This is a genomic window from Bifidobacterium sp. W8110, assembly GCF_016101375.1.
Taxonomy (GTDB): domain Bacteria; phylum Actinomycetota; class Actinomycetes; order Actinomycetales; family Bifidobacteriaceae; genus Bombiscardovia; species Bombiscardovia asteroides.
The window spans coordinates 557,519-581,422 of record NZ_JACFQO010000002.1 but is presented as its reverse complement, the minus strand read 5'-3'; the positions used below and the strand labels follow the sequence as shown (position 1 = coordinate 581,422).

The window sequence follows — 23,904 nt, the reverse complement described above, 5'->3', positions numbered from 1 at the left end:
TTCTAAAATCTCACTCGACGCGACAGCACCCGCTCAGCGGGCCAGCATCCTCTTCATGTTCTTGGACTGGGTCGGAGCGAGCACCTCGTCAGTGGACAGGTGACGACGCTTCTTGGCCGACTTGTGCTCCAGATTGTGGCGCATACCGGTCCCGGCGTGCATGAGCTTGCCCGAACCCGTGGTCCGAACACGCTTGGATGCGGCGGAGTTACTTTTCATCTTCGGCATTGCTGCCCTCCTTGGATTTCATCTGCTTGGGAGAAGTATTGTTGGAGCCCGCAGTCTCCTTTTCGTCGGCCTTGGCAGCCAGATGGGCCGCCTGACGGGCCTTGCGCTCGGCGCGGGCCTGGCCGCCCCGCCGACGCTGCTCGGACTGGGTGTGGACCTTCTTGCCCTTGGGCGACAGGGTCATGATGATGTTGCGCCCCTCCTGCTTGGGGGCAAACTCGATGGAGCCCAGATCCGCGACGTCGTCAGCCAGCTTGCGCAGGAGCTCCACACCGCCGATGGGCCGGGACTGTTCACGCCCACGCAGCATGATGGTGACCTTGACCTTGTCTCCGGCGGACAGGAAGCGGCGTACGTGCCCTTCCTTGACCTCGAAGTCATGGTCGTCGATCTTCAATCTGAAGCGGATCTCCTTGATCTCCGACATGCTCTGGTTGCGACGCGCCTCACGAGCCTTGATCTTCTCGTTGTATTTGAACTTGCCGTAATCAATGAGCTTGGCGACCGGAGGCTTGGCCTTGGGCGCAACCTCGACCAGGTCAAGGTTGGCCTCCTTGGCCAGATTGAGGGCGACGGAGGTCGCAATGATTCCCACCTGCTCGCCGTTGGGCCCGATCAGGCGTACCTGAGACACTCGTATATCGTCGTTAATCCTTGGTTCGTCGCTAATGATGACTCCTTCTCAAATACCACAACATCCACTGCCAGGCGAAGAACCCATGGGTTTCGAACATGACCGTCGCAGCCGTATGGCAACGAAACCGCCAATGCCTGCGCCGCACATGACGACGCTCAACCGTCGTCGGCACAGGTCGAACCCGAAGCCATGGAAGGCTCCCAGGTGGGATCATCCGCTTTCTTGATTTCTCAAGCCGTGTAGCAGTATAACACAACCCTCAGGACAGGGCCCCGTCAGGAAGTCGCGCCGTCCACCAGGGGCAGGCAGTCCCCGTAGCCCTCCCCCTCCATACGGTCACGCGGCACGAACCGCAGGGCGGCGGAGTTCATGCAGTAGCGCTGCCCGCCACGGTCGGCCGGACCATCGTCGAAGACGTGTCCCAGATGGATGCCGGTCTGTGCCGTCCGCACCTCGATCCGGGGCCGTCCCAGCAGCTTGTAGTCCTTGCGATTGACCAGCAGGTCGGGATCGATGGGCTTGGTGAATGCGGGCCAGCCGCAGCCCGAGTCGTACTTGTCAGTTGATGAGAAGAGCGGCTGCCCGCTGACCACGTCCACATAGATGCCCGGGCGGAACTCCCCGTCGTAGGCATTGGCGAAAGGCCGTTCGGTGGCCGCGTGCTGGGTCACCTCGTAGCTTTCAGGGTCCAGGGACCAGATGCGTTCGATGTAGCGCTGGCGGGAGGCGGCGTTGGCGATGGCATCCAGAGGGATGTGGCAGTAACCGCCGGGGTTCTTGAGCAGATAGTCCTGGTGGGACTCCTCCGCCGGATAGAAGTTGATCAGGGCCTCCACCTGTACAGCGGGATGACGGCCGGTCCTGCGCTCCAGCTCCTCCAAGGCGCGTCGGAAGACGGGCTCCTCCTGCTCGCGGTGTTCGGGATTCCAGTAGAGGCCGCTGCGGTACTGTCTACCCCGGTCGTTGCCCTGCCGATCCACAGAGAAGGGGTCGATCAGATCCAGCAGAAGCAGGGTCAGGGTCCGCAGACTGACCGTCTGGGGATCATAGGTCAGCCGCACACTCTCCACGGCATCGGTGACACCGCTGCAGACCTGCTCATAGCCGGGGTTGGGCACTGTGGACTGGGCGTATCCCACCTGGGTGTCGACGATTCCGTCCACCTCCTGGAAGAACCGCTCGATGCCCCAGAAGCATCCACCAGCCAGGACGACCGTGGCCGAGTTGTTGGTCGAAATCTTGTTCTTGTCCATGATTCCTCCTCACCTACCGGTGCCTATCGCCAAGTTCAACAAGAGTCTGAGAGCCCCTATTCCGCCCTTCTCGCCTCTTGACAGCCTTCTCACATTGTCGACCAGTCTGCCCCTGCGGCGCAAGAGGCGATTATCATATGACCATCTCCAAATCGAAGTCAGGAGGATGGTCATGCAGCGGGCGCAGGAAGAAGCAGACGACGATGCGAAATCCTCCGGGACCATCCTGGGCTCCCTGGCTGCGGCCTTTCCACGGACCCTGCCCATCATGGCCGGATTCCTGGTGCTGGGAGCCTCCTACGGTTTTCTGATGACCAGCCGTGGATTCCCGGTGATCTACCCGTTGGCCATGAGCGCCCTGATCTACGCCGGGTCCATGGAGTTCGTGACCGTGGACCTGCTCTTGTCCACCTTCAACCCCTGGGGCGCGCTGATGCTGACCCTGATGGTCAATGCACGGCACCTTTTCTACGGCCTGGCCATGCTGCCGGTCTTCCGAGGGACGGGCCGGAAAAAGCCCTACCTGATCTTCGGGATGTGCGATGAGACCTTCGCCCTGGAGTCCGCCGATCCCCATCCGGCAGGGACCGACAAGGGCTGGTATCTCTTCTTCGTCACCCTGCTCAACCAAATATACTGGGTGGGCGGCGCCACCCTGGGTGCCGTGCTGGGCAACCTGGCGAACTTCGACACCCGGGGGCTGGACTTCGTGCTGACCGCCATGTTCCTGGTCCTCTTCCTGGAGCAGTGGCGGCAGGCCGAAGCCCGCCTGCCTGCCATAATCGGTCTGCTGGCCTCCCTGGCCTGCCTGCTGGTCTTCGGACCCGACCGGTTCATCATCCCGTCCATGGCGGTCATCCTGGCCGTCTTCATCCTCTTGGACTTCCGCAGCCAAAGGGAGGCCTCATGACCACTGCACAGCAACTGATCACCATAGGCATTGTGGTCCTGGGAACCATGATCACAAGATTCCTGCCCTTCATAATCTGGCCGGAGGGACGTCGGCCGCCGGCCCTGGTGACCAGGCTGGGACGTCTACTGCCAGCCGCCGTCATGGGACTGCTGGTGGTCTATTCGTTGAGGCACACCAACCTGGTCGGAGGCGACCACGGGTTCTACGAGGCCCTGGCTCTGCTGGTCACAGCCCTGGTCCACCTGCGCTGGCGAAACATGATGGTCAGCATCGCCTGCGGCACCCTGACCTACATGGCCCTTGTGCAAGGGTGGCTGCTCTTCCTGATCCGTCTGGTTGGTCTGGGATGATGAGAGTGCGTCCAACGGGCGAGCGCGGAAAGAAGAATCTTATGCAGGATGACGGTCAGTCGGACCGTACGAGCCAGACGAATCAGGCACCGCTCTGCCGGATCTGGGGCGCCGGACAGTACTTCGGCGAAGAGACGGCACGAGGCGGACAGGCCCTGGTCATAGCAGCGGACGGCGGACTGGAGCCGGCCCTGGAGCATGGGGACGAACCCGAGCTGGTCGTAGGCGACTTCGACTCCCTGCCCGCCGGTAGCCGAAAGCTGCGTACAGACATTCCCCGCCGGGTCCTACCTGCCGAGAAAGACGACACGGACCTGCTGGCCGCGGTCAAGGTGGGCTGGCAGCGCGGCTGCCGACGATTCCTTATATATGGCGGCCTGGGCGGACGCATGGACCACACACTGGCCAATCTGAACCTGATCCATCTGATCGCCGCCAGCGGGGGCCGGGCCGAACTTTGGGGCCAGGGGATGCTGGTCACGGCCCTAGGCCCTGGGAGCTTGGACTTTTCCGCCTGGGACTGCCCGCCCAGGTCCATGGTCTCCGTCCTGGCGGCCGACGACCAGGCCCTGGGCGTGGTCGAACAGGGCTTCAAATACCAGACGGACGGCATGACCATGACCAACCAGCAGGTCACTGGTGTCAGCAACGAGTTCCTGCCCGGCAGACCGGCCCACATAGCCTTGAAGCAGGGAACCGTGTTCGTCACCTACCCCACCTCGGCGCCTGAGCCGGTCTGGAGCACCAGCCTGGAGCCCAAGGCCGACCTAGGCTCCCTGGAGACCCGTCCCTCCCGGCTGCTGGCCTGAGCCCCTTTGGACTTGAAAACCTACCTGGAAAGGAAAATCTATGACAGCATCATCAGCCAAGCCATCAGCAGCACCTACAGCCGAACACCCGCTCTTCATCTGTTACAGCCGCTGCTCCACCTGTGCCAAGGCGCGCACCTGGCTGCGTGACCACAATGTGGACTTCACCGAGCGCGACATCAAGGATGACCGCCCCACCCAGGAGGAACTGACCGAATGGCTGGACATGAGCGGCCTGCCCGTCCGGCGATTCTTCAACACCTCAGGTCAGGCCTATCGCAGCCAGGGGCTGAGCAAACGCCTGCCGCAGATGAATACGGAACAGGCTCTGCAGCTGCTGTCCACCGACGGCATGCTGGTCAAGCGCCCCATCCTGCTGGATGGCCGGCATGTCCTGGTCGGATTCCGCCAGCAGCAGTGGGAGGATTGGCTGGCCGATACGAACGAAAATCCTCACAATTCCTGATCACTTTGTTGCGCAAACAAACAACAAAACCTACCAATTTTTTTGTTCGTTTTTTCCTCGGCACAACCCGCGTAATCGCTTGCTATAAGTACACAGGGTTCTATAAACTATGAGATGTTATCAGTAATCGGCCATATACGGTCCGGTAATTTTTGTGCTGTATACGGCCAATCTCCAAGGGAGAATTGAATGACAGTAAAGATTGGCATCAACGGATTCGGACGTATCGGTCGTCTGGCCTTCCGGCGCATCTTTGAGCTCCAGGCCCGTGGCGGCGACGCCTCCAACATCGAGGTTGCCGCCATCAACGATCTGACCACCCCGGCCATTCTGGCCTATCTGCTCAAGTACGACAGCACCCAGGGCACCTTCCGTCACGACGACGGCACCCCTGTCTCGGTCACCTCCACCGATACCGCCATCGTGGTGGACGGCAAGGAGTACCCGGTCTATGCCGAGAAGGATGCCAACAACATCCCCTGGGTCAAGAACGACGGCGTGGACTACGTGCTGGAGTGCACAGGCTTCTACACCTCGGCCGAGAAGTCCCAGGCCCACCTGAACGCCGGAGCCAAGAAGGTTCTGATCTCCGCTCCCGCCAAGGACGACACCACGCCCACCGTTGTCTACGGCGTCAACGAGGAGACCCTGAAGTCCTCCGACAAGATCATCTCCGCCGGCTCCTGCACCACCGGCTCCCTGGCTGCCATGGTCAAGATGCTGGATGACAACTTCGGCATTCGCATCGGCTACATGACCACCATCCACGCCTACACCGGCTCCCAGATGCTGCTGGACGGCCCCAAGGGCAACAAGCCGCGCAACACCCGCGCCGCCGCCATCAACACCATCGAGCACTCCACCGGTGCCGCCAAGGCCATCGGCAAGGTCGTTCCCTCCGTTGACGGCAAGCTGCAGGGCCATGCACAGCGCGTGGCCGTTCCCTCCGGCTCCGTCACCGAGCTGACCTGCGTCCTGGATAAGAAGGTCACGGTCGACGAGATCAACGACGCCGCCAAGAAGGCCTTCGAGGGCAAGGACTACTACGGCTACAACGACGAGGGCATCGTCTCCTCCGACGTGATCGGCGACACCCACGGTGGCATCTTCGATCCCACCCAGACCGATGTCAACACCCACGGTGACGACCAGCTGGTCCGCACCGTTGCCTTCTACGACAACGAGTATGGCTTCACCAGCAACATGATCCGCACCCTGCTCTACTTCGCCAAGCTGGGCGACTGAGCATCCGGCCGGTTCCTCCGGCCATAGCGTTTACGGGGTCCGTTCCCTACGGGGAACGGACCCCCTTGTGTGATCAGTGCCTCCGGGTGAGCGCCCGCATGGCCAGGTCGCAGACCAGGCCGACGACCATGCCCACCAGAAAGCCGATGACCATGACGGCCAGAGGGTTGTTCTCCAGCCAGGAGGAGGCCAGATACCCCAGGGTCCACATGTAGATTGACCAGAGCAGGCCGGCCAGTGCAGCCAGGGGCAGGTAACGGCTGAGCGGATAGCGCGCCGCCCCGGCCGTCAGATTGACCACGGTTCGGCCCGAGGGCACGAACCGCGATGCCAGAGTGAAGAAGCCGCCCCCCTGCAGCAGGGCCCGGTGGGCCCATGAGGTAACAGCCTTGCCTGCGGCACCACGGAAGACAGCCAGACGATTCAAGGGGACCAGGCGCCCAAGCCCATAGGTACAGGCATCGCCGCCCGCGAAAGCCAGGGCGCATACCAGAAAGACCAGGACGGGAAGGGGTCTTCCTGTGGCTCGAAAGGCCGAAGCCGTGGCCAGGACCATGAGCTCCGTGGGTATGGGAATGATCAGCGCATCCAGAAATGCGGCCAGGAAAAGCACGGCCAGCCCCCAGCCGCCCGTCACCGCATCAAGCAGCCAGGCATTGACAGCGGTCATGGACTACCCTTTCCGCGCAAATGGCGCCAAAGACACCCCTCAGCCTACCTAAACGGTCAGTACCTTAGCATGGAGTCATGAGCAAGAAGAAGCGGGCGGACTCGGATGCCGCGACTCCGGCCATGGCCCAGCTGGAGCGTCTGGGGGTTCCCTTCACCGTCCACGAGTATCATCACAGTGCCGACCACATGGACCAGGGGTACGGCATCGAAGCGGCCAAAAAACTGGGCCTGGATCCGCGCACGGTCTACAAGACCCTGATGGCCGACACTGGCAAGGAGCGTGTCATCGGCATTGTACCGGTGACCGGCCATCTGAACCTCAAGCACCTGGCTGCCGCCGTAGGTGCCAAAAAGGCTCGTATGGCAGACAGGGCCCAGGCCGAGCGGGAGAGCGGATATGTCCTGGGCGGCATCTCGCCCTTCGGCCAACGCACCCAACACCTGACCGTGCTGGACCAGGGCGCCCTGGAGTTCGACACCATCATGGTCTCCGGCGGCAAGCGCGGCATCAGCCTGGGTCTGGACCCGCGAGATCTGATTCGTGTTCTCAAGGCCAGGACCGCACCGCTGGCCACCGCCTGAGAATTTTTGTGCTGGGGCTTAGCCTTGCGGCTGTGGAACCTTCCTGGATGCACGTGCTGAGCGCAGGGCAGCAGGCAGGACGAAATGCATGTGCTCGTCGACTGCTCGTTCCCGGGTCACCTGGGTGAACCCCCGGGAGGCCAGGGTCTCCAGCACACCCTGAACCAGGTTTTCGGGAACCGAGGCACCCGAGGTGAGCCCTACCGAATCCATGCCCTGCAGCCAGGTCGGGTCCAGCTCCCCCGCATCGTCGACCCGGTGGGCCCTTTGCTGGCCCTGACCAGGAAAGCGCGCATCCAGGGACTGACGGGCCACCTCGACCAGACGCACCGAATTGGAGGAGTTGGCCGACCCCACCACAATCATGCAGTCCGCCTGACCGGCCACCAGCTTGACCGCCTGCTGTCTGTTCTGGGTGGCGTAGCAGATGTCGGAACCCGGTGGCTCCTCAATCCAGGGGAATCGTCGACGCAGGGCTGCAGCCAGATCGGCGGTCTCATCAAGGCTCAGAGTGGTCTGTGTCAGCATGACCAGCGGCGTGTCGGGCCCGAAGTCCAAGGCCTCGATATCTGCCTCATGCTCCACCAAATGAACCTGGTCCGGGGCCTCCCCCATGACTCCGACAGCCTCGTCATGCCCACGGTGACCTATGTAGATGATCCGATAGCCGTCCCGCACGAAGCGCTGCACCTCCCGGTGGACCTTGCTGACCAAGGGGCATGAGGCATCAACCACTCGCATCCCCCGCCGCTGGGCCTCCTTGACGACCGAGGGAGCGATTCCATGGGCTGAAAAGACCACAGGTACACCGGCACGGACCGCTTGTTCAGGAATCTGGTCCAGCTCATCCACGAACACGGCTCCACGCCTGGACAGGTCCTCGACCACATGCCGGTTGTGGACTATCTGCCGACGCACATAGACCGGTGGCAGACCCTGGTGGGGATTGTCCGCATCCAGGATGGTCTGCACGGTCTGGATGGCACGGTCCACCCCCGCACAGAACCCGCGCGGATCAGCCAGGATGACCCGCCCATGGCCCTGTGGGGTCGGCTGTTCGCACACGGTGGTCCGAAATCCTGCCACTGCCGCTCCTTATCGATGTCGATCCGGGCAATCCCGGACACTGCAAGTCCATGGTAGAAAGCCGCGAGGTCTCCCGGTAGTCCATCCGCCACTCTTTCACCAAGAAGCCAAGACCAACCAGGCGCTAGGATGGTGGCGTACCAAGCATCAACGGCACTATGGAAGTGGGAGTATGCATACGAACGAGATGATGGGCGGGGCCGTGCCCCGGACAGGACAGCAGTACAGCATCCGTCATGGGGATTACGAGGCGGTGGTGACCGAGCTGGGAGCCATCCTGCGCGTCCTGAAATACCGGGGAAAGGACCTGCTGGCCTCATTCGATCCGGATGGAACCGTACCCTGCAGCAACGGGAACGTGCTGGTACCCTTCCCCAACCGGATCGAGGACGGCACCTACGAATTCCAGGGTCACACATACACCCTGCCCATCGACGAGCACGACCGGAACACCGCCATCCACGGCTACGGATACCGGGCCTACTGGCGGCTGCAAGCCCTGACCGAGGACTCCGTCAGCCTCTCCTGGCGGGTGCCGGACATGGGCGGATACCCCTTCGACGTGGTGGTCACCGTCACCTACACCCTGGACGACCAGGGGCTGACCATGACCACCAGGGCCCTGAACCTGGGCGACGAGGCCGCACCCTGGGCCTTCGGCATCCACCCCTGGCTGGCCAACGGCAAGCAGGGCGTCGGTGACCAGATTCAGAAGGACAACGCCCCCTGCACCCTGTCCATCCCCTGCCGCACCCACGTGGTGGTCGATCCGGACAGGCTGCTGCCCACCGGCACCGAACCCGTCCAGGGACGAACCGATCTGCGCCAGGGTCCTGCGCTGGGCGAGGATACGGCCTTTGACGATGCCTGGACCGATGTGGAACGAGACGATGACGGCACATGCTCGGCCTGGTTCACCAGGCCGGACGGCATCCGCATTCAGCTCTGGGGCGATGAGACCATCACCTCCTGGCAGGTCTGCACCGGGACCGGCTTTGACGCAGGTATGCGCCCGGCCGGCGTTGCCGTGGAGCCCATGACCGCCTACGCCAACGCTTTCAGAACTGGCCGGAACCTGGTCATTCTGCAACCTGCCGCCGTCTACACCACCCAGGTGGGATACCGGGCACAACAGCTCTGAGCGTCCTGGCTGGTCGACAAAGGTCAGCCCGGTGTGCGATAATCGGCAAGGCTTATCGGATCATCAGTAGCAAAGGAGTCCAATCATGGGCATGCGCGGACGCAAGCGCAGGGATCGCCGCAAGAAGGCCGCCAACCACGGCAAGAGGCCGAACACCTGATCGTCTGCCCCGGCACCAACGGTGCCGGGGTTTTGCATATATACGTAAAAATAAAACCATGGTTGCATAGGCATGACCATGGTCTCTGCAATAGCCTGAATAGTCTGACGGAACCGTCGCCCTGCCAAGAAAGCGACTGGAACTACTTGACCGGATCTACTTGTCCGTACTGCGTTCCGGGGCCCCCTGCCCCAGTTCATCCATCTGATCGAACATGTGCCTGAGCCGATCCAGCAGACAGTCCGGTGCGCATTCGGGACGCAGATACCGACGCAGCTCCTCGATGACCATGCGCTCCCGCTCGTCGCAGCAGGATTCCGGATCGAAGCAGTCGCTGGGATCAACGCAGGAGGCATCCTGGTAGATGCGCAGGCTGGTGTGGGTCACCCTGACAGAGCCGCCGTCATCGTAGGCATAGTGACTCATCTCCACGCGTCCGTCCATGCTCCTGCCCGCTTCCTGATACCCAATCTTCGGGGGGCCCTCAACGCCCCTTGCTGTTCATCTCTTTTTTTATACTAGGCCTGGCCGTAACAGCGCCATGGCGTTCCGCTGAGGGCTTGCCTGCAGCCCCGTGCTCCTGCTGGTAGCCGCGTTCCTTGGCATACCGCTCCAGCTCCTGACGCAGCTGCGAGCGCGCACGGTTCAATCGGCTCATGACCGTGCCGATCTTGATGCCCTCCTCGTCGGCCACCTGCTGGTAGCTCTTGCCATCGATGGCGGCGTCGATGAAGACCCGCCGGCGTTCCGGACTGAGCCGGTCCAGGGCTGCCATGATCTCCTCGGGGGCAAAGGTCTCCATGTATTCCTGCTCGGCGGATTTAAGCCCCTCGGAACCGTGCTCCGAGGCCGAGTAGATATCCCAGTCGTTGTACTCGCCGGTCGAATCGTTGGCCCTTTGCGGGCGCCGCTTGGCCTTGTGATACTGGTTGAAGTAGGCGTTGCGTTCGATGGTGGTCATCCAGGCCTCGAAATTGCTGCCGGGCTGGAAGCGGTCGAAGGCCTTGAATCCGCGCTCGAAGGTATCCTGGACCAGATCCTGGGCATCGTCGGGGTTGTTGGTCAGGCGCATGGCCTGGCGGTAGAGCACATCCACCGCAGGCATGGCCAGGGCCTCGAATTGACGTTTTCTGCTTTCGAGTTCGCTGGTATCTGCCACACCCCTATTGTGCCATCCCCCCTCGCCCGTCGCTGTTTCGACCCGGTCGCGGGCAGGTCGGTCCTCGGTTACCATAATGACTGAGGAGAAATCACGCTTATGGAAAACACCGAGTACACAAGCATGGAGCAGGCGCTACAGTCCGCCCCCCAGCAAGAGGGATCGACACGCCTAGGGGACTCCTGGCTTCTGGGATTCGACACCGAGACCACGGGCACCAGACCAGGCAGGGACGGCATCGTTTCGGCCAGCCTGGTTCTGCGCGACCCATCCAAGGGCTACGCAGGGGATGTGGTAGCCACCTGGATAGTCAATCCGCACCGACATATCACCAAGGGGGCCAGCCGGGTCAACGGGTTCACCGATCAGCAACTGGCCGCCGAGGGCATGGAGCCTGAGGTGGCCACAGCGCAGATGGCCGGGTTCATTGCCCTCGCCCAGGACAAGCGCATCCCCCTGCTGGCCTACAACGCCCCCTTCGACGTACAGATGCTGGACGGGGACATCGCCCACTGGTGCGCAGGATCGGTCAAGCCCCTGGGCCAGGGGGATCTGCTGGTGGTGGACCCTCTGGTCCTGGACAGGGAGATCTCCCACCGGTCGGGCCGCCGCACCCTGGGAGTGACCAGCGAATACTACGGCGTCATCCCCCATGGCAACTTCCACAATGCCACGGCGGATACAGTGGCGGCCGTCGACCTGATCAAGCCCATGACCACCCTCTTCCCCCAGGTGGCCCGAATCACCATGGACTCCCTCATGGACTGGCAGCGGCAGGCGCAGGCCAAGTGGCGGGACCACTTCAACCAGTACCTGACCTCCCAGGGCCGCCGTCCGGTCACCGACGCCTGGCTCTGATCCCCGGCCCTGATGCCCAGCGGCCTCTGCCTGCAAATACCTGGCAGGGGACGGTCAGGATGAGCGGCCACCCCGCATTTGACCATTCAGTCAAGGGGTCGCCGGGCCCGCCTCCTTCGACCTCAACGGGGTTATAGACTTGGGTCTGGTCTCATTCAGGTCTCCTATCGGGACAGACACAACCCAACGGACAAGGGGGAGGATGGCATGGCGTTGACGATGGCTTCGGCCTTGGAGCTACTGCACGGACATGATCAGTTGCGCGAGGTGATCCAAGGCGACCGGTGGACCTTGGATTCGCCCGAGGATATCCAGCCATCCAGACCTTTCACCGATGTCACCTATGACACCCGTCAAGTGGGACCTGGCAGCCTGCTCTTCTGCAAGGGACGCTTCCTGCCTGAATATCTGGATTCCTGCGGCCCGGAAGGACCGGCGGCCTATGTGGCCCAGCAGGACCTGTCCGCACACACCACGGCTCCGGGGATCATCGTCAATGACGTGCGCAAATCCATGAGCCTGCTGGCCTCGGCCTTCTATGGCCGCCCCCAGGACCAGCTGACCCTGGTGGGAATCACCGGCACCAAGGGCAAGACAACCACTGCCTACTTCCTGCAGGCCATGCTCTCCAGGCTCTCCGAGGGACGCGCCGCCCTGCTCTCCTCGGTGGACAACTGCCTGGACGGTCGGCACTACCAGGAATCCCAGTTGACCACTCCCGAGTCGCTGGACCTCTTCCGCATGATGCGCCAGGCGGTGGATGCGGGCATGCGCTACATGGTCATGGAGGTCTCATCCCAGGCTTACAAGGTGGACCGGGTCTACGGGCTGACCTTCGATCTGGGGGCATTCCTGAACATCTCCCCAGACCACATCAGCCCCATCGAGCATCCCAGCTTCGAGGACTACTTCTACTGCAAGCGCCGCATAACATACAACAGCCGGCAGCTGGTCCTGGGAGCCAATGCGCAAGGAGCCGACCTGATCCGTCAGGATGCCCGCGCCGCCGGCGTTCCGGTGACCACCTTCGGCGATGGAACCCGACAGACCGACTTCCTGGTCCGTAAGGCACCCGGCAATGGCGACGACTACCTGATAGGGCCCTTTGGCGGAACCCTGCGGCCGGTCAGCCTGTCCATGGACGGGGATTTCAACGCCCTGAACGCTGCCGCCGCCCTTGCCATGCTGACCCGTCTTGGTCTGGAGCCTGATGCCGGAGCCATCCAGGCCATGGAGAGCGTCAGAATCGCCGGCAGGATGGAACGCTTCAAGGCCGACAACCGGGTGGTCTACGTCGACTACGCCCACAACAAGGCCTCGGTCACGGCCCTCCTGGATTTCGTGGACGAGCGCTATGGCCAGCGCAGGCCCCTGATCACCCTGGTCTCCGGTTCCGCAGGCGGCAAGGCCATCGACCGCAGGGAGGGCATCGTCAGCGCCGCCCAGGACCGTGTCGATCGGCTGATCCTGACCGCCGACGACGAGGACGGAGAAAGCTCGGACCAGGTGGACCGGCAGATGCTGGGCTTCGTGACCAACCCGGAACTGGATGTCAGCATCGAGCCGGACAGGACCCAGGCCATCAAGCAGGCCCTTGGGAATCCAGGCCGGCCAGGGGACCGTTTGCGCGTCACCCTGGTCATCGGCAAGGGCGAGGAACGCTGGATCAAGAAGGACGGCGGCCACGTGCCCTATGAGGGCGACGACCATGTGGTTGCTCGCCTGCTGGGCACGAAAAGCTACGATCTGGGAGCCACCGGAGCATCCCAAGGATGACTACCCGACAAGACCCTAAGATGGAAATCCGAATGCCCCGTGGCAGAGTGGGACGCACGAGAACCTGGTAGATGGTTTCAACAGAGGAAAAAATTCCAACCGGCATACTGGGCTGCACCGAGCTCTCAGTGCTCAACGAGGCCTACCCCATGCCGCAGCTGCCCATCGTGGACTCCCAGGCGGTTCTGGCCAGGGTCACCCTTGATCGGGCTCGGGATCTTCACGACCGGAACGATTCGGATCCTCCAGCCGCTGGGAGATGACGGCCGTCACCCCGTCCCCCCGCATGGTGACCCCGTAGAGGGCGTCGGCAATGCCCATGGTCCGCTGCTGGTGGGTGATGATGATCAGCTGAGCATGCTCGCGCAGCTGCTCGAAGGCCTTGAGCAGCCTGGTCAGGTTGACGTCGTCCAGGGCGGCCTCGACCTCATCCATGACGTAGAAGGGGCTGGGCCTGGCCGTAAAGATGGCCAGGAGCAGGGCCAGGGCCGTCAACGACCGTTCCCCGCCCGAAAGCAGGGAGAGCCGACGTACCTTCTTGCCGGCCGGGCTGGCCTCGACCAGAACACCGGTGGTCAGCAGGTCGTCCGGATCCTCCAGCCGCAGCCGTCCACGCCCGCCGGGAAAGAGGGTGGCGAAGATGTGTTCGAAGGCCTGGGCGGTGTCGTCGAAGGCCTCTTTGAAAACCGTGACCATGGTCGAATCCAGATCCTTGACCAGGGCCATCAGGTCATCCCGTGAGCCTATTACATCCTGACGCTGCTCGTGCAGGTAGCGGTTGCGGGACTCCAGGGCCTCGTATTCCTCGGTGGCCAGCGGGTTGACCTTGCCCAGAGCGGCCAGGTCCCGCTTGGCCTTGGCCAGCCGCTTCTCCTGCTCACCGCGCTGGTAGGGCACTGTCCTAAAGTCTGGTGAATTCCCGTCTTCCTCCGTTGCATCCTGCTCCAAGGGGACCGGGTTGCCCTCGTCATCCAGAACAGGAACCGGGCGGTCGGGGCCGTATTCGCGGATCAGCTCCTCCGGCTCCATACCCAGGTCATCCTGGATGCGCTGACGAAGACGGCCGTCTTCACCTGCCAGACGCTCACGCTCCAGGTCCAGACCGTGCTCATCCTGGCGCAGACCGGCCACCCTGGGTTCCAGAGCGTCCCTGCTGGCCCGCAGATCGGTCAGCTCCTTGTCGTGGGCCGAAGCCTTGGCCCTGAGCTGATCCCGGCGACGGGCTGTATGCTCCATCCTCCCCTGGATCAGCTGGGCCAGCAGGTCGGCCCTGAGCGCGATTTGCCCAAGAGAGGCCATGCCGACCTTGCGTCGGCGGTTCTCCTCGCCTATCCGCTGACGATGGCGTTCGGCCTGGTCGGCCTGATCCCGAAGCAGATCAATCTGACGCAACAGGGAGGCATGCCGCCGATCACTCTCGGTCCAGGTCAGCTTGGCCTCCATCTCGGCGGTGCGGGCCTGGTCCAGGGCCGTCTCCAATTCATGCTGCCGGTCTTCCATGCCCTCCGGGTCATCAGAATCAAATCCGCCGTCCTCCTGGGCACGGGCCAGGCCGGCCTTGAGATCCTCCAGTTTGAGCTCGTGGGTGCGCATCTGGTCGCGCACCTGGGTCAGCCTGTCATCCAGACCCCTGACCCCGGCCTGGGCTCGATCCGATTCCTTGCGGGCTGCCGCCAGCTCCCGGGCAGCCTGCTCGGCCTTGACCCGGGCCTCGGTGCACTGATTGCGCGCCTCCTGCAGCCTCTTTTCAGCCTGCTCGAGGGCGGCACGGGCCGCATCCATCTGCGGCTGCAGTGTTTTGGATTCCTCCTGGAGGGCCTCCACCTGCGCCAGGGCCTTATCCCTGCGTGCGGTCAGTGCCAGGTCGCTGGTGGCCGGGGCGGAACCTCCCACAGCACCTACCCGGTCGTAGAGATCGCCCAGGCTGGTCAGCGCATGCTGCCATCCGTCCTCCAGGGCACGGCGAGCCTGATCAGCGTCATCGACGGCAGCCGTGGAGGCCAGCAGACTGCGGACAGCCGCCAGCACCCCCTGGGCATGTTCGGGGTCGGCAGGATGCTCCCGCAGGGTCACCAGGTCGGCGGCCGACCGCCAGGGACCGTCACCAGACCTTATGCCTGCCCCCTCGAGAGGGTCTGATGCCGAGATCAGCGCAGCGCGTCCCAGGCGATCCTGGCGGACCCGCTCCAAGGTCTGGTCGACCGTCTGGCCATCCTTGGCCACCAGGGCCGAGGCATAGTCGTGCAGGGCCTGAGCAAGGGGCTCCTCCCAGCCCTCCTCCACTTGGACGAAGTCAGTCAGCAGGCCCAGCAGTGCCGGATCCCCGTCCTGGGACAGGGCCTCGCCAGCTCCGCGATGCTCCAGCGTGTCCGCCAGGGCATCAGCCTTGGCCTGAGCCGAGATGGCATCGGAGCGGATGCGGCGTTCGCGCTCCTCGAGGTCGTTGAGTCTGCTGCGGGCCTGGTCCCTAACTCGATTTGCCTGATCAAGGGCCTGCCTGCCGTCCTGGTCGGGGCTTTCCTCCTGATTATCCAGGTCCCGTACCCGGTTTCTGGCCCGCTCCAGGCCTTCCCTGAGCTGATCCTGCTGACTGGTCAGGTCACGCTCACGTTGCCTGGAAAGTTCCAGGGCCGATTCCTCCTTGGCCACCAGCTGTGCCAGATCGCCCAACCGAGCCTGCCTCTTTCTGGCCGCCTGCCGCAGCTCGGTCATGGTCTGCCGGTGGGCGGCCAGTCGCCGCTCCAGATCCGCACGGGCTTGAACGCGACCATCCAGGGCGATCCGATCGGCTCCAACCTGGGCCTCCTCCTGGTCGGCCTGGCCCTTGAGCTCGTCGGCCCGCCGTCTGAGCACCCCGGGATCCTGCCCCTGGTCGGCCACCATGCCGGCCTCCAGCGAACGGCTGCGCTCCCTGGCCAGGGATGCCAGGGAACCGGCCCGTTCGCCGAGTTTGGTCAGGTCATTCCACTGCTGGTTGACCGCATCCAGGGCCGGACTGGACTGCCTATCCAGCCCCTCCAACTGTTCGATGCGCAGCTTTACCCTGGTCAGATCCTCCTGCCCCCGGGCCAGCCGCCCCCGGGTCTCTACCATCCGCGAGCGCAGATCCTCCAGCTTCTTCTGCGAGGTCAGGGCATCGTCGGCATGGATACGGGCCTGGGCGTCCCGCAGGCTGACCTGGATCATGTCGGCCCGGCGGGAGACCTTGGCCTGGCGGCCCAGCGGCCCCAACTGCCGATGAATCTCGCCAATCAAATCATCCAGACGGGAAAGGTTGGTCTCGGTGTTGGCCAGCTTGTGCAGGGCCCTTTCCTTGCGCTTGCGATGCTTGAGGATGCCGGCCGCCTCCTCGATGAAGGCACGATGGCCGGCCGGATCAGCCCGCAGGATGGCATCCAGTCGCCCCTGGCCGACGATCACGTGCATCTGCTGGCCCAGCCCGGTGTCGCTGAGCAGCTCCTGAATGTCCAGCAGGCGGCAGTCGGACCCGTTGATGGCGTATTCTGACCCGCCGTTTCGATAGATGGTCCGACTGATGGTGACCTCGGTGTAGTCGATGTCCAAGGTCCGATCGGTGTTGTCGATGGTCAGGGTGACCTGAGCCCGGCCCAACGGCGGTCTGGAGGAGGTGCCGGCGAAGATGACATCCTCCATGGATCCGCCGCGCAGGCTCTTGGCCCCCTGCTCACCCATGACCCAGGCCAGGGCGTCGACGATGTTGGATTTGCCTGATCCGTTGGGGCCCACCACGGCGGTGATGCCCGGCTCGAAGCGCAGGGTGGTGGCCGAGGCGAAGGACTTGAAGCCCTTGAGGGTCAGCTCCTTGAGATACATCAGGCGCGCTCCGCCTTAGGTTTGGCCAGATCGGGGTTGGGCCGCTCGGCCAGCAGGGTGCGGGCGTCGCCGGCGGTGACGAAGCTGCCGCAGATCAGCACCCCTCGGCCGTAGCCTACCCCGGTCTGATCCTCGCTGTCGACCATGTCGACGGCCGTCTGGATGGCGTCAGGCATCCGATCGCGCCGGACCACCCTGTCGGGCCCGAAGACCCTGACGGCCACTCGCTCCAGATCCTCGGCCGGCATGACCCGACCCTTCCAGGAGTTCTCGGTGACCACGACGCTGTCCAGCACGGGCTCCAGCAGGCCCAGATAGTCCTCCACCTGCTTGTCGGCCATCATGGAGATCACGCCTACCAGCTGCTTGAAGTCGTAGTTCTCCTCAATGGCCGCACGCAGAGACTGGGCCGCATTCAGATTGTGCCCACCGTCGATGATGATGGTGGGCGAGGTACGCACCTGCTCGATCCGTCCAGGGATGCGCACCTGGCTCAAGGCCTCGGCCACCAGATCCTGGTCCAGGGCCCCGTTGACGGGGATGACCGTCTCGGCCGCCGCCAGGGCCGCCAGGGCGTTGTGGGCCTGATGCTCCCCGAACTTGTCAATGGGCACATCCTTGTAGAGCCCCTGGGGCGTGCGCAAGGTGGCCACCTGACCGCCGACTGCGGGCATGCGGGAGACCACCTCCAGCTCGTTGCCGTCCCTCAACAGTGTGGGGGCGCCCTGCTCGCGCACGGCCTGCTCGATGATGGGCATGACGGCATCCTCATGAGGCTGGGCGCCGACGATGACCGTGGACTTGGGCTTGATGATTCCGGCCTTCTCCCCCGCTATCTGTTCGACCGTATCCCCCAGCCACTTCATGTGGTCCATGTCCACAGGTCCGATGATGGAAGCGTCACCATCGAGGACGTTGGTGGCGTCCCAGCGGCCGCCCATCCCCACCTCGACGATGGCCACGTCCACGGGGGCGTCGGCGAAGGCCCAGACGGCCATGGCGGTCAGGACCTCGAAGAAGCTCATGGGAGCCCTGCCCTGCTGGGCGAAGCGGTCGTCCACCATGGCGATGAAATCCTCGATCTGCTGGTAGATGTCTACGAAGTCCTCGTCTGAAAGCTCCTTGCCGTCAATGGCGATCCGCTCGTTGATCCGCTCCAGGTGGGGCGAGGTGTAGAGCCCGGTGCGTAGACCATAGGCCCGCACCAGGGCCTCGGCCATCCGCGCCGTGGACCCCTTGCCGTTGGTCCCGGTGACGTGGATGACCCGGAAGCTATGCTCGGGGTGGCCCAGCAGGTCCAGCATCATCCCCATCCTGTCAAGATCCAGATTGGGGCTGTCATGCTCGGCGGGACGCGACATGATGGCCCGCTCGACATCGCGAATATTCTGACCCTTGCTATTGGGGTGTTCGAATGACATATTCTGCCTGCGCCTCCTGCTGGCTGTGGATGCTTCCCGCCCATTCTATGCGCCATCGGCCCCGATTGAGGGCCGAAACAGCCGACTGTCACATCGGCCGAACGCACTACCATGGAACCAACATAGTCAGAACCGGAATTTCAAGGAGGCTGGACGTGACCGTATCCGCTCAGGAGCATCTACAAGGAGACACCGATCCCAAGAATGTGGACCTGGATGAGCAGAACATGCAAGACCGGGTGAACAACCGCACCCTGCGCCCCAACTCCGCCGCTTTCCAAAAGTTCATGACCACCGGCTGGCAGGCCCAGGAGCCCCAGATCGAGCCGCTGGAGTCCAGCAAATACACTGAGCGCCGTCTGCGTGAACTGGGCCGGCGCTTCCCCGGCGAACGCCTGGTCATCCCCGCCGGTTCCTATAAGACCCGAAACAACGACAATGATTACGCCTTCCGCCCAGATACCACCTTCGCCTACTACACGGGCCTGGGCGAGGACTACGAACCCGGGGCCATCCTGGTCCTGGACCCGGTGGACCCCGACAGTCCGGAGGCCGCCAAGGGCCTGACCCATACCCCTGAGCTCTTCGTCCATCCACGGGCCGATCAGTCCACCCGCGACTACTACCGGTCCTCCCAGTATGGGGAGTACTGGGTAGGTCCCCGGGCCGGGTTGCGGGAGCTGGCCATCATGACCGGCATCCCCACCAAGGACATCGCATCCTTCCCCGATGCCATCGCCAAGGATCTGGGACCGGATCAGGGAGCGGTCAGGATGCGGGTAATCCGCACCGCCGACCAGGAGGTCCTGAACCAGGTGGAGGCCGCCCGCAAGGCCAACGGCATCGGTGGTCCGGACCGCAATGAGGAGGCCGACGACAAGCTCGAGGAGTTCACCTCCGAGGCCCGCATGATCAAGGACGACTACGAGGTGGGCGAGATGCGCAAGGCCATCGCCGCCACCAAGGACGGGTTCGACCGGATTCTTACCCACCTGCCCCGGGTGGTGGGCAAGCCCCGTTCCGAGCGGATGCTGGAAGGCGTTTTCAATGCCAACGCCCGGGAGAAAGGCAACGATGTGGGCTACGGTTCCATCATCGCCTCGGGCAAGCACGCTCCCATTCTGCACTGGATGCGCAACGACGGGACGGTCCGGAAAGGCGACCTGCTCCTGATTGACGCCGGCGTGGAGGTCAACAGCCTCTACACGGCCGACATCACCCGCACCTTCCCTGTAGGCGGCACCTTCAGCCCACTGCAGAAGCGGATCTACCAGACTGTGCTCAAGGCCCAGCAGGCCGGCTTCGAAGCCGCCAAGCCCGGCGCCACCTACTCGGACATCCATCATGCCGTCATGCGTGTGTTGGCTGAAACTTTGCACGAGTGGGGCATCCTCAAGGTCAGCGTGGAGGAGTCCCTCTCCCCCCAGGGCCAGCAGCATCGGCGCTGGCACGCCTGCGGCTGCGCCCACCACCTGGGTCTGGACGTACACGACTGCGCGGAGGCCAGGTACGAGTCCTACCAGGGCGCGCCCATCACCCCAGGGATGATTTTCACCATCGAGCCCGGACTCTACTTCAAGGAGAACGACCTGCTGGTGCCCCCGGAGTTCCGCGGTATCGGCGTGCGCGTGGAGGACGACGTGCTCATGACCGAGCAGGGACCCCAGTGGCTGTCTGCAGGCATCCCCAAGACCGTGGAAGAGGTGGAGGCCTGGATGGCCCAGCGGGCTGCGCTGGCCGACCCGGACCGGGACTGATATGCCAACCCCTGACTTCGTACTCAGACTCCGCCGGTCCATAGGCCATGACCTGCTCTGGCTGAACGGCGTAACGGCCCTCGTCAGCGACGACCAGGGCCGTGTCCTGCTGGGCCGGCGCTCCGACACAGGCCAGTGGGCCCTGGTCTACGGGATCAACGAACCCGGCGAGGACCCGGCGGACACCGTGGTCCGTGAGGTCAAGGAGGAGACCGGGGTGGATGTGATCGTCACCGACCTGGCGGCGGTCACATCCTCCCGGGAGGTGGTCACCTATGCCAACGGTGACCGGACCATGTACATGGATCATCTGTTCATCTGCCGGCCCGACCCCAACGGCAATGCCGACCCATTTGTGGGTGACGAGGAGAGCCTGTCGGTCGGTTGGTTCGAACCCGATCAACTCCCAGCCCCGCTGGCCCAGACCACTGTGGAACGCATGGCCCGAGCCCGAACCTATCTGAAACGCCTGCAGGGCGGAGACGCCCACGCCCTCTTCAGGGTCAACGGCAGGCGGATGCCAGCCGATTCCGACCAGTCTCAGGCTGGTCATTGAACCCTTGGACGTCCCGGTCCTCGACCTATCAGTTCTCGAAGAAATCCAGCGGATTGTCGATGAAACGGCGCAGGCCCACCAGCGCTGCTCCCTCCAGGGCCGGATAGTCGGCCTGGGTGGGGATGAGCACACGGATGTCCACGGCATCCCGGCCCAGGGTCAGCTGATTGAGACGATCCTGCAGGCGCTGGGCCAGATTTCCCCCGAAGTGCGACCAGAATCCCCCCAGGATGACCGTATCCACGTCGACAATGTTGATGGCGGAGGCAATGACCGAAATCATGGCATCGAGTCCGCGGTCGATGGCGTCGACCGCCTTGGCGTCTCCCTGCTGCCAGCGCCGGTAGAGTTCCTCCATGGCCTGAGGCGTGACCGCCTCGGCTCCGGTGGCGATATCAGCCGCCTCAACCAGGGCCCGACGCCCGGCGTAGGTCTCCAGGCATCCGCGACGGCCGCAACGACAGGTGGGCCCGTTCAGGTCCACCGAGGCATGCCCCAATTCGCCAGCGAACCCATGATCCCCGGTCTCCACGGCCCCGCGGCGCACCACAGCCCCGCCGATGCCGATGTCAGTTGAGATGTAAATAAAGGAGTCCGTGGGTGAAAGCGTCCCCTCATGTCCGCCAGCCGGACGCTGGGCAGCGTATCCGGGAATCTGCGCAAGGGCTGCCAGACGCGCCTCGTTGCCCACTCTGGGAGCCAGACGGCGAACCAGGGGGAAGTCCTGCAGATCCAGACGTTCCCATCCCAGATTGCGGGCCATAAGCAGGGTGGTGTCGCCGCCGACCAGACCGGGCAGGGCCAGGCCCGAACCCACTGTACGGTAGTGGCGACGGGAGAGCTTGCGTTCGATGGGCTTGGCCAGCTTCTCCAGGTTGGCGAAGACCTGATCAGGTTCCGCTTCGTGCATGTCATCCTTGACCCAGGCCGAATCGATCAGGGTCCCATCCAGATCCACGGCCAGACAGCCGTAACCATCGGTGTTGATCTGCAGGCCCAGGCCGGCCCAGCGTCCGTGTGCGATGGACAGCGGGGTGCTGGGTCGGCCGTGGCTGCTCTGGGAGGTCTCGGGCTCCTCCTCGCGCACCACCCGATTCCTGAGCAGGAGGCCCGCCAGGAGTGACATGGTGGCCTTGGTCAGCCCTGTGGCCTTGGCCAGATCCGCCCTGCTGAGCGAGGTAGGCGACCGCAGAATGGTGTCGATGATGACCGAGAGGTTGTGGTTCCTCAGATCATCCTGATTGATGGAGCGCAGGGCAGTCACGGTTCAACAACCTTTCATGAACGAACATGGGCCCACTGAATCCTGGGCCTCTTCAACATCTTACGTTCGAGTCCGACGGTGGGTCAGCAATTGCGAGCACCCGGAACAAGGCCATTTAGTTTATCGATTTAATAATTGAGATACTATGATGGGGTACTCCAAAGACCGGAGCCCAGAAAGCGAGGAGGCTGACATGAATGAGATCCTGGTGGCGGGAGTGGACACATCGACCCAGTCCTGCAAGGTGAGGGTCACCGAAGCCCAGACCGGTCGACTGGTTCGCTTTGGCAAGGCTCCACATCCGGCAGGCACCAGCGTCGATCCCATGGCCTGGTGGAAGGCCTTTCAGGAGGCTTCAGCCCAGGCGGGAGGTCTGAACGATGTCTCTGCCATCAGCGTGGGCGGCCAGCAGCACGGCATGGTATTGCTGGACCACCAGGGACAGGTGATCAGGGATGCCCTGCTCTGGAATGACACGCGTTCGGCTCCGGATGCCGATGATCTCATCATCCGGCTAGCCAGGTCCAAGACCAGCGAGGCTGAAAGCGCTCAGGCGGAAAATGGCGGGACAAACAAGGACCCGGGCCCGGAACAGGACCTGGCCATGCGCGGCAAACAAGCCTGGGTGCGGGCTGTGGGATCCTCCCCGGTGGCTTCGCTGACCATCACCAAGGTGGCCTGGGTCAGCCGGGTGGAACCGGATAATGCCAGAGCCATCGCGGCCATATGCCTCCCCCACGACTGGCTGAGTTGGGTCATCGCCGGTCATGGCCCCGCAGCCGACCCGGGGACCGAACCCGGACTGGAGGATCTCTTCACCGATCGCTCGGATGCCTCCGGCACCGGCTACTACGACCCAGCCGCCGACTGCTATCGCCGTGACCTGCTGGCCATGGCCCTGCCCGTCGGCATGGCCGAGCGTGTGATTCTGCCTAAGGTTCTTGGCCCCCACCAGGTCGGAGCCAAGGCCGACCCCCGCATCGCCGGCCGGGATGTGCCCGGCGGCTGCATCATCGCACCGGGCGGTGGCGACAACGCCATGACGGCTCTGGGCCTGGCCATGCAGGTGGGCGACGTCTCCATCTCCCTGGGAACCTCGGGTGTCGCTGCAGCAGTCAGCCCGGTCCCCGCCTATGACATGAGCGCCTCGGTGACCGGATTCGCCGATGCGACCGGCCACTGGCTGCCCCTGGCCTGCACCATCAACGCATCACGCATCCTGGACGCGGGCCTGGCCGCTCTCGGAACGGATTATGACGGTCTGGCCGAACTGGCGAAGAATTCCTCGCCGGGTGCCGAGGGCATCACCCTGATCCCCTACTTCGACGGCGAGCGCACGCCCAACCGCCCTGACGCCCACGCCAGGCTGGAGGGGTTGACCCTGGCCGATACCACCCGCACCAACCTGGCCAGGGCATTCGTGGAGGGTCTGCTCTGCTCCCAGCGCGACTGTCTGGAGCTGCTGAAGCGGCTGGGCACCACAGTCTCCAGGATCCTCCTGGTCGGCGGCGGCGCCAAGTCCTCAGCGGTCAGAGCCTATGCCCCGGGAATACTGGGCATGGATGTGCAGCTACCACGTCCGGACGAATATGTGGCCATTGGTGCGGCCCGCCAGGCGGCCTGGGCTCTGACCGGGGAAGAGGAGCCCCCCGTCTGGCCGGTGGACATCGAGACCACGCTGACGGGAGCCCCCTGTGAGCAGGTCTACCGGCAGTACCTGCGCTGGCGGGGATGAAA

Annotated in this window: 23 protein-coding genes; 13 read left to right on the top strand and 10 right to left on the bottom strand. The window is 63.7% G+C overall.

What is annotated here, in order from left to right:
- Positions 1–33: 33 nt before the first annotated feature.
- The 3 genes from rpmI to msrB all read right to left on the bottom strand — a co-directional run bounded on the left by rpmI (position 34) and on the right by msrB (position 2,118).
- Positions 34–228 carry a 50S ribosomal protein L35 gene (rpmI, locus tag H3T88_RS05395; RefSeq protein WP_015021617.1) on the bottom strand — a complete coding sequence of 65 codons (195 nt, stop codon included), beginning with the start codon at positions 226–228 and terminating at the stop codon, positions 34–36.
- Positions 209–901, bottom strand: coding sequence for a translation initiation factor IF-3 (infC, locus tag H3T88_RS05390; RefSeq protein WP_110417009.1), 693 nt, complete (start codon positions 899–901; stop codon positions 209–211). The genes rpmI and infC overlap by 20 nt, the downstream gene beginning before the upstream one ends.
- 239 nt (positions 902–1,140) lie before the next feature.
- Positions 1,141–2,118: a peptide-methionine (R)-S-oxide reductase MsrB gene (msrB, locus tag H3T88_RS05385; protein WP_232347148.1), complete on the bottom strand. Its 978-nt coding sequence runs from the start codon at positions 2,116–2,118 to the stop codon at positions 1,141–1,143.
- 172 nt (positions 2,119–2,290) lie between these two features.
- On the opposite strand from msrB, the gene H3T88_RS05380 reads away from it, so the two are divergent.
- From H3T88_RS05380 to gap, 5 genes are all read left to right on the top strand, one after another.
- On the top strand, positions 2,291–3,028 hold the full coding sequence (locus tag H3T88_RS05380; protein WP_015021614.1) for an AzlC family ABC transporter permease: 738 nt from the start codon (positions 2,291–2,293) through the stop codon (positions 3,026–3,028).
- Positions 3,025–3,381, top strand: coding sequence for a branched-chain amino acid transporter permease (locus tag H3T88_RS05375; protein ID WP_198203822.1), 357 nt, complete (start codon positions 3,025–3,027; stop codon positions 3,379–3,381). Before H3T88_RS05380 ends, H3T88_RS05375 begins: the two co-directional genes overlap by 4 nt.
- A gap of 41 nt (positions 3,382–3,422) precedes the next feature.
- Entirely contained in the window at positions 3,423–4,190 is a 768-nt protein-coding gene (locus H3T88_RS05370) for a thiamine diphosphokinase (protein WP_198203821.1), read from the top strand.
- A 40-nt stretch (positions 4,191–4,230) separates the two neighbouring features.
- The gene (locus tag H3T88_RS05365; RefSeq protein ID WP_198203820.1) at positions 4,231–4,656 is read left to right on the top strand and encodes an arsenate reductase family protein; all 426 of its coding nucleotides are present in this window, start codon (positions 4,231–4,233) and stop codon (positions 4,654–4,656) included.
- A gap of 189 nt (positions 4,657–4,845) precedes the next feature.
- On the top strand, positions 4,846–5,901 hold the full coding sequence (gene gap / locus H3T88_RS05360; RefSeq protein ID WP_015021610.1) for a type I glyceraldehyde-3-phosphate dehydrogenase: 1,056 nt from the start codon (positions 4,846–4,848) through the stop codon (positions 5,899–5,901).
- A gap of 73 nt (positions 5,902–5,974) precedes the next feature.
- Here gap and H3T88_RS05355 read toward each other — a convergent pair whose 3' ends face one another.
- On the bottom strand, positions 5,975–6,571 hold the full coding sequence (locus H3T88_RS05355) for a DedA family protein (protein ID WP_015021609.1): 597 nt from the start codon (positions 6,569–6,571) through the stop codon (positions 5,975–5,977).
- A gap of 77 nt (positions 6,572–6,648) precedes the next feature.
- Between H3T88_RS05355 and ybaK the strand changes: the two genes are divergently transcribed.
- Positions 6,649–7,155 carry a Cys-tRNA(Pro) deacylase gene (ybaK, locus tag H3T88_RS05350; RefSeq protein ID WP_110417004.1) on the top strand — a complete coding sequence of 169 codons (507 nt, stop codon included), beginning with the start codon at positions 6,649–6,651 and terminating at the stop codon, positions 7,153–7,155.
- Positions 7,156–7,173: 18 nt separating this feature from the next.
- Here the strand turns inward: ybaK and H3T88_RS05345 are convergent, their stop codons facing one another.
- Positions 7,174–8,241 (bottom strand): 4-hydroxy-3-methylbut-2-enyl diphosphate reductase, encoded by a 1,068-nt coding sequence (locus H3T88_RS05345; protein WP_198203819.1) that lies wholly within the window; start codon positions 8,239–8,241, stop codon positions 7,174–7,176.
- Between the two features lie 172 nt (positions 8,242–8,413).
- Here H3T88_RS05345 and H3T88_RS05340 point away from each other — a divergent pair, with 172 nt between their 5' ends.
- Positions 8,414–9,382 carry an aldose 1-epimerase family protein gene (locus H3T88_RS05340; protein ID WP_198203818.1) on the top strand — a complete coding sequence of 323 codons (969 nt, stop codon included), beginning with the start codon at positions 8,414–8,416 and terminating at the stop codon, positions 9,380–9,382.
- Between the two features lie 85 nt (positions 9,383–9,467).
- Complete coding sequence (locus H3T88_RS08920) at positions 9,468–9,542, top strand: 50S ribosomal protein bL37 (RefSeq protein WP_099327425.1); 75 nt, start codon at positions 9,468–9,470, stop codon at positions 9,540–9,542.
- 156 nt (positions 9,543–9,698) lie between these two features.
- Here the strand turns inward: H3T88_RS08920 and H3T88_RS05335 are convergent, their stop codons facing one another.
- Both H3T88_RS05335 and H3T88_RS05330 read right to left on the bottom strand, forming a co-directional pair.
- Positions 9,699–9,986: a hypothetical protein gene (locus H3T88_RS05335; RefSeq protein WP_015021605.1), complete on the bottom strand. Its 288-nt coding sequence runs from the start codon at positions 9,984–9,986 to the stop codon at positions 9,699–9,701.
- Positions 9,987–10,026: 40 nt separating this feature from the next.
- A complete protein-coding gene (locus H3T88_RS05330) occupies positions 10,027–10,647 on the bottom strand; it encodes a sigma-70 family RNA polymerase sigma factor (RefSeq protein WP_198203928.1) in 621 nt (206 codons plus the stop codon).
- Between the two features lie 153 nt (positions 10,648–10,800).
- On the opposite strand from H3T88_RS05330, the gene H3T88_RS05325 reads away from it, so the two are divergent.
- Positions 10,801–11,559: an exonuclease domain-containing protein gene (locus tag H3T88_RS05325; RefSeq protein ID WP_198203817.1), complete on the top strand. Its 759-nt coding sequence runs from the start codon at positions 10,801–10,803 to the stop codon at positions 11,557–11,559.
- A 207-nt stretch (positions 11,560–11,766) separates the two neighbouring features.
- A complete protein-coding gene (locus H3T88_RS05320; protein WP_198203816.1) occupies positions 11,767–13,335 on the top strand; it encodes a Mur ligase family protein in 1,569 nt (522 codons plus the stop codon).
- A 195-nt stretch (positions 13,336–13,530) separates the two neighbouring features.
- On the opposite strand, the gene smc is transcribed toward H3T88_RS05320, so the two are convergent.
- The gene (gene smc, locus H3T88_RS05315; RefSeq protein WP_198203815.1) at positions 13,531–17,169 is read right to left on the bottom strand and encodes a chromosome segregation protein SMC; all 3,639 of its coding nucleotides are present in this window, start codon (positions 17,167–17,169) and stop codon (positions 13,531–13,533) included.
- Positions 17,169–18,590 carry a bifunctional folylpolyglutamate synthase/dihydrofolate synthase gene (locus H3T88_RS05310; protein ID WP_198203814.1) on the bottom strand — a complete coding sequence of 474 codons (1,422 nt, stop codon included), beginning with the start codon at positions 18,588–18,590 and terminating at the stop codon, positions 17,169–17,171. The genes smc and H3T88_RS05310 overlap by 1 nt, the downstream gene beginning before the upstream one ends.
- A 155-nt stretch (positions 18,591–18,745) precedes the next feature.
- Between H3T88_RS05310 and H3T88_RS05305 the strand changes: the two genes are divergently transcribed.
- Together H3T88_RS05305 and H3T88_RS05300 are read left to right on the top strand one after the other, a co-directional pair.
- On the top strand, positions 18,746–20,347 hold the full coding sequence (locus H3T88_RS05305; RefSeq protein WP_198203813.1) for an aminopeptidase P family protein: 1,602 nt from the start codon (positions 18,746–18,748) through the stop codon (positions 20,345–20,347).
- Between the two features lies 1 nt (position 20,348).
- Positions 20,349–20,903, top strand: coding sequence for an NUDIX hydrolase (locus H3T88_RS05300; protein WP_198203812.1), 555 nt, complete (start codon positions 20,349–20,351; stop codon positions 20,901–20,903).
- Between the two features lie 28 nt (positions 20,904–20,931).
- On the opposite strand, the gene H3T88_RS05295 is transcribed toward H3T88_RS05300, so the two are convergent.
- Entirely contained in the window at positions 20,932–22,167 is a 1,236-nt protein-coding gene (locus H3T88_RS05295) for an ROK family protein (protein WP_015021597.1), read from the bottom strand.
- 193 nt (positions 22,168–22,360) lie between these two features.
- On the opposite strand from H3T88_RS05295, the gene H3T88_RS05290 reads away from it, so the two are divergent.
- The gene (locus tag H3T88_RS05290) at positions 22,361–23,902 is read left to right on the top strand and encodes a xylulokinase (protein ID WP_198203811.1); all 1,542 of its coding nucleotides are present in this window, start codon (positions 22,361–22,363) and stop codon (positions 23,900–23,902) included.
- Positions 23,903–23,904 lie beyond the last annotated feature (2 nt).